The 4,708-nt window shown below is 68.0% G+C and carries 6 protein-coding genes; 4 read left to right on the forward strand and 2 right to left on the reverse strand.

Annotation, left to right across the window (positions count from 1 at the left end; translation table 11 throughout):
* Positions 1–110: 110 nt before the first annotated feature.
* Positions 111–791, forward strand: a complete 681-nt coding sequence (locus tag VW23_RS01190) for an RraA family protein (protein WP_244513322.1) — start codon at positions 111–113, stop codon at positions 789–791.
* 224 nt (positions 792–1,015) lie between these two features.
* On the opposite strand, the gene VW23_RS01195 is transcribed toward VW23_RS01190, so the two are convergent.
* Positions 1,016–1,843: a polysaccharide deacetylase family protein gene (locus tag VW23_RS01195; protein ID WP_069907774.1), complete on the reverse strand. Its 828-nt coding sequence runs from the start codon at positions 1,841–1,843 to the stop codon at positions 1,016–1,018.
* A gap of 63 nt (positions 1,844–1,906) precedes the next feature.
* Entirely contained in the window at positions 1,907–2,710 is an 804-nt protein-coding gene (locus VW23_RS01200; protein WP_201787996.1) for an SDR family NAD(P)-dependent oxidoreductase, read from the reverse strand.
* An 84-nt stretch (positions 2,711–2,794) separates the two neighbouring features.
* Here VW23_RS01200 and VW23_RS01205 point away from each other — a divergent pair, with 84 nt between their 5' ends.
* From VW23_RS01205 to VW23_RS01215, 3 genes are read left to right on the forward strand one after another with little or no spacing between them, the layout of a single operon-like run.
* Entirely contained in the window at positions 2,795–3,229 is a 435-nt protein-coding gene (locus VW23_RS01205; protein WP_069907776.1) for a MarR family winged helix-turn-helix transcriptional regulator, read from the forward strand.
* A gap of 4 nt (positions 3,230–3,233) precedes the next feature.
* Positions 3,234–3,884 carry an NAD(P)-dependent oxidoreductase gene (locus tag VW23_RS01210; RefSeq protein WP_069907777.1) on the forward strand — a complete coding sequence of 217 codons (651 nt, stop codon included), beginning with the start codon at positions 3,234–3,236 and terminating at the stop codon, positions 3,882–3,884.
* On the forward strand, positions 3,884–4,624 hold the full coding sequence (locus VW23_RS01215) for a phosphotransferase family protein (protein WP_069907778.1): 741 nt from the start codon (positions 3,884–3,886) through the stop codon (positions 4,622–4,624). Before VW23_RS01210 ends, VW23_RS01215 begins: the two co-directional genes overlap by 1 nt.
* Positions 4,625–4,708: the final 84 nt, after the last annotated feature.

A 4,708-nucleotide genomic window follows, 5' to 3' on the forward strand; every position in this document is an offset into this window, starting at 1 on the left:
GCTCTACATCGACCATGTGCAGCAGGCCGACAAGGGCGTCGATTTCGACTTCCTCGTCGGCAGCAGCGGCATGCCCCCTTCCAAAGTCTCGTTCTGAAAAGGCTCTCCCCGTGACCGCCGCGTTTACCCCCCGCCTGAACCCACCGCTGCCGCAGAACTGGCAGGCGCTTTATGCCGCCGTGCTCAGCGACGCGCTCGATGCCGCCGGGGTGTGGAACCAGGCGATGAGCTCGCGCATCCGCCCGCTCGACGACAAGCTCAAGCTCTGCGGCCGGGCCCGTACCGCCCAGTTCATGGAGGTGCCGTATGTCGAGGAGGGGGTGAACCCCTATGAACTCGAGATCGCCATTGTCGATGACCTGAAGCCGGGCGATGTCGCGATGTTCGCCTGTGGCGGCTCGACCCGCATTGCCCCCTGGGGGAGCCTCCTTTCCACCGCCACCCGGGCGCGCGGCGCCGCCGGCTGCGTCACCGATGGCTTCGTACGCGACATTATCGGCATTCGCGAACTCGACCTGCCGGTGTTCCATGCCGGGATCGCGCCGCTCGATTCCAAGGGGCGCGGCCAGATCCGCGCCGTGGACGTGCCGGTCATCGTCGACAATGTGCGTGTCGCCCCAGGCGACCTGGTGTTCGGCGATGCCGATGGCGTGGTTGTCGTGCCGCAGGCAGTCGAGGCGCTGGTGCTGGAATTCGCCTTCGACAAGATCAACGGCGAAAGCCACTCGCTCGAGGAGCTGCGCGCCGGTGGTTACCTGCGCGACGTCTATGCGCGCCACGGCGTGCTGTGATGGCCGCCATGCCCCGCCCATCGCCGCAGCGCTATCGCATATGCCTTGCGCCACCGGACTCTCGGTGCTCCTCCACCGTGAAACGGGGGAGGGGGACCGCCGAAGGCGGTGGAGGGGGCGGCAGGATGCGCCGGTGTTTGTGGTCGCCCCCTCCACCAGCTTCGCTGGTCCCCCTCCCCCGCTGCGCGGTGGAGGAGCACTGCGCCGCCGGTGGGCCTTCTCGATTACCGCGCCCGCAGCTGCTCCCGAAACCCGCGCATCCCCACCAGCTCCAACCCGAGCTCGGCATACATCGTCTCCACGGCGCCCGAGCGGAACAGCTCGTACTCGGCGAGCCGCAGTGGCGCATCGTCCGAAATCATCGCGATGTCGCCCGGCTTGGTGAAGTGGAACGCCCCCCAGTTCAGCCCCGGCTTGGCGCTGTCGAGGATGCCGCGATAGTCCGCAGCTGTCGGGCTGAGATTGGGAAATGGCGTCGACACCACCCCGTCGAACATCGGATTGCCGCGCGCCGCCGCCTGCGCCCAGGCGCGGTCCAGCGCCACTGAAGGCTCGACCCAGGCGTCCTGTGGTCCGGGCAGGAAGATCGGCAGGAAGTAGTCTGCCCCGAGCCGCTCGTAGAGCTCGACAAATTCGGGCAGCCACACCGTCCCCATATGTGCGTCGAGATGCGTCACATCGATGCCGGCCGCGAGCGCCGCGTCGATCTGTGCCCGGAGCTCGGCCTCCACCGCCGCGAGGTCGGCGCCCTGCGTCTCCGCCACCCGGCGCGGCATAAAACCCTCGGCGTCACACATGCCGTTATCGGCGGTGCCGGTCATCGGCCGCCAGCGGAAGCGGTCGAACTCTGAGGTCAGCGTCAGGTGCACGCCGATATCGAGCTCGGGGTTGTCCCGCGCCAGCTGCGCCATATGCGGGAACCACGGACACGGCACCATCACCGAGCCGCAGGTCACCACGCCCTGCTCGCAGAGCTCGAGGAACGCCATGTTGGCGCTCCAGCTCGCCCCCAGATCGTCGTGGTGCACCACCACCTGCCGCAGCGCCTGCATCGAATCGTCTCCCTCATTCTCCGCCAGCTGTGTAGCAGCCCGCGGCCAGAACGAGGGAGTCCCTCAGCCGGCCGCCCGCATCGGCTCGCCTTGCCGATAGGTGTTCTGGATCTTGTTGCCGGCGCTCTGCCCGCCATCGATCGGCAGCACCACGCCGGTGACAAAACTCGCGGCATCCGAGCAAAGCCAGCTCACCACGCTCGCCACCTCCTCGGCCCGCCCGATCCGCCGCATCGGCGTCGCCAGCCCGGCCTGCCGCTGCGCTTCTGGCCCCGCCGCCTCGAGATGGTGGGTGAGGATCGGTCCGGGCGCCACCACGTTGATGCGGATGCCGCGATCGGCATAGTCGAGCGCCGCAACCTTGCTGAGCCCGATGATCCCCGCCTTGCCGGAGACATAGGCGCCAAGTCCCGACACCCCGATCACCCCGGCCAGCGAAGCCATATTGACGATCGCCCCGCCACCGCTCGCCAGCATCGCCGGGATCTCGTGCCGCATGCCGACAAACGTGCCGCGCACATTGGTGCGGATGCCCCGATCGAAGCCGTCGAGATCGAGCTCGGCCAGTGGCGCCGGCCGCGGCCCGTCCGTCGCATTATTGAAGGCGATATCGAGCCGCCCGAATGCCTCGAGCCCCGCCTCCACCGCTTGCCGCATCGCCGTGTCGTCGGCCACATCAGCCGCGATCGCCAGCGCCCGGCCGCCCGCCTGGCGGATGGCTTCAGCCAGCGCTTCGGTCGGCTCCACCGATCGCGCCACCAGCACCACTGCCGCCCCCTCACGCGCCAGCAGCTCGGCCGTCGCGGCGCCAATGCCCTTGCTGGCCCCGGCGATCAACGCCACCTTGCCGTCATGCCGTCCATTCATCGTCATGCTCCATTATTTGTTACACAACAAATATGGTACCAGTCTAAATATATGCAAGGGACCAGCTCGTGCTAGGCTGCGCTCATGAAACCCGCCCCCGCTGAGCTGGCCGCCGACACCTGGCGGCTGATGTTCGATTTCTTCATCAGCTCCAATCCGCAGCGCAGCGAGAGCCTCACGCGGCGCGGCCTGACGCCAAACGATTCGCGCATCCTCAACAGCCTCGACACCGCCGGCCGCCCGATCGGCGAACTGGCGCGGCAGTTCAACAGCGACCCCTCGAACACCACCTGGGTGGTCGATCGGCTGGAACAGGCCGGCTATGTCGAACGCCGCCCTTCGCCCACCGACCGGCGGGTGAAGCTCGTCGCCCTCACGCCGCTGGGTCTCGAAACCCAGACCGCGCTGCTGACCGAGTTCCGCGTGCCACCGCCCAGCCTTGCCGCCCTCAGCAGCGCCGAGCTCGAAACGCTGCACCGCCTGTTTTTGAAGCTAAGTCCTCCAACCACCGACAGGTGAACTCATGCGCGTCATCGTTATCGGCGGCAGCGGCCGCACCGGCCTGCTGATCGTCGAAAAGCTGGTCGCCGCCGGCCACTCGGTGGTCGCCACCATCCGCAACCCCAAACGCATGGCCGAGACGGTGAAGCGTGGCGCCGAGACCATCGTGCTCGATCTCGACAAATCGCCGCTGAGCGATTTCACCACCACCATGAAAGGCGCCGACGCCGTGGTGTTCGCTGCCGGCTCGGCCGCCGGCGAAAGCAGCGCGCTCGATCGCATCGGCACTCGCCGCACTGTGCATGCCGCCGAGAATGCCGGGGTGAAGCGCTACCTCTCGATCTCCGCCATCGGCGCCAGCACCGGGCTGTCGATCCGCTCGATGGATGATGAGATGAAGGACTATTACAAACAGAAGCGCGCCGCGGCGAAGTTCATCACCAGCTCCAGCCTCGAGTGGACCATCCTCGAGCCGGGCGAACTCACCGATGGCGGCGACACCGGCAAGGTGCTGCTGAGCCAGCAGGCGATCAATGAGGAATCGATCTCGCGTGCCGACGTCGCCGCCGTCACCCTGGCGCTGCTCGAAGAGCCGAAAACCGCCGGCAAAGTCTTCCAGCTCACCCGCGGCACGCAGACCATCGCCGCCGCCCTCAAGGCGGCGCTCAGCTGATGGATCAGAAGATCGGCCCACTGCTCGGCTCCGGCAAGATGGCCGAAGCCTTCCACTATGGCGAGCACGTACTGAAGCTCTATCGCGACCCGGCCAATCGCTCGGTCGCCTTCGGCGAAGCCGCCATCCTCGCCATTGTCGGCGAGCATGGCCTGCCGACGCCGGCGGTGCACCAGGCCGGTCCCTATGCCGGCCGCTGGGGCCTCGTCATGGACCGCGCCCCGGGTGAGCCGCTGGCCAGCCTCGCCGCCGCCGATCCGACGCTCCTGTCCGCCGCGCTCGAGGCCATGGTGCAGCTCCACCTCGCCATCCACGCCCGCACCGAAGTTCGGCTGTCACCGCTGAAGCCGCGCCTCGCCGACCGCCTCGGCCGCGTCGACATCGATGCCGCGCTGCGCGCCCGCCTGCTCGCCCGGTTGGCGGAACTGCCAGAGGGCAACCGTCTCTGCCATGGCGATTTCCACCCCTTCAACATCATCGGGCCGCCCGGCGCCGCGATGATCGTCGACTGGCCCGACGCCACCTCCGGTCCGCCCGCCGCCGACGTCGCCCGCTCCTACCTGCTGATGCGCCACGGCGCCGGCCACGAATTGGCCGACGCGTATCTGGCGGGCTACCTGGCAGCGAGCGAGCTGACAGAGGCCGATATCCGGGCCTGGCTGCCGATCATCGCCGCGGCGCGATTGGCCGAGAACGTGCCGGAGGAGAATGAGCGGTTGCTGGCGCTGGCGCGGGGGTAGTTGTCTGCGATCGGCGCACGTTTAGCTCCGCTTTCACCATGCTAGCCGCGATCGCCTCCCTCCCCCTTGAGGGGAGGGGTTGGG

It is taken from the genome of Devosia insulae DS-56 (assembly GCF_000970465.2).
In the GTDB taxonomy this organism is placed as follows: domain Bacteria; phylum Pseudomonadota; class Alphaproteobacteria; order Rhizobiales; family Devosiaceae; genus Devosia_A; species Devosia_A insulae.

Excerpts from the sequence above, each read along its gene's own strand:
- VW23_RS01195 (WP_069907774.1), bottom strand. The coding sequence starts at position 1,843 with ATGCAGGCGCTGCGGCAGGTGGTGGTGCACCACGACGATCTGGGGGCG.
- VW23_RS01200 (WP_201787996.1), bottom strand. The coding sequence starts at position 2,710 with ATGAATGGACGGCATGACGGCAAGGTGGCGTTGATCGCCGGGGCCAGC.
- VW23_RS01205 (WP_069907776.1), top strand. The coding sequence starts at position 2,795 with ATGAAACCCGCCCCCGCTGAGCTGGCCGCCGACACCTGGCGGCTGATG.
- VW23_RS01210 (WP_069907777.1), top strand. The coding sequence starts at position 3,234 with ATGCGCGTCATCGTTATCGGCGGCAGCGGCCGCACCGGCCTGCTGATC.
- VW23_RS01215 (WP_069907778.1), top strand. The coding sequence starts at position 3,884 with ATGGATCAGAAGATCGGCCCACTGCTCGGCTCCGGCAAGATGGCCGAA.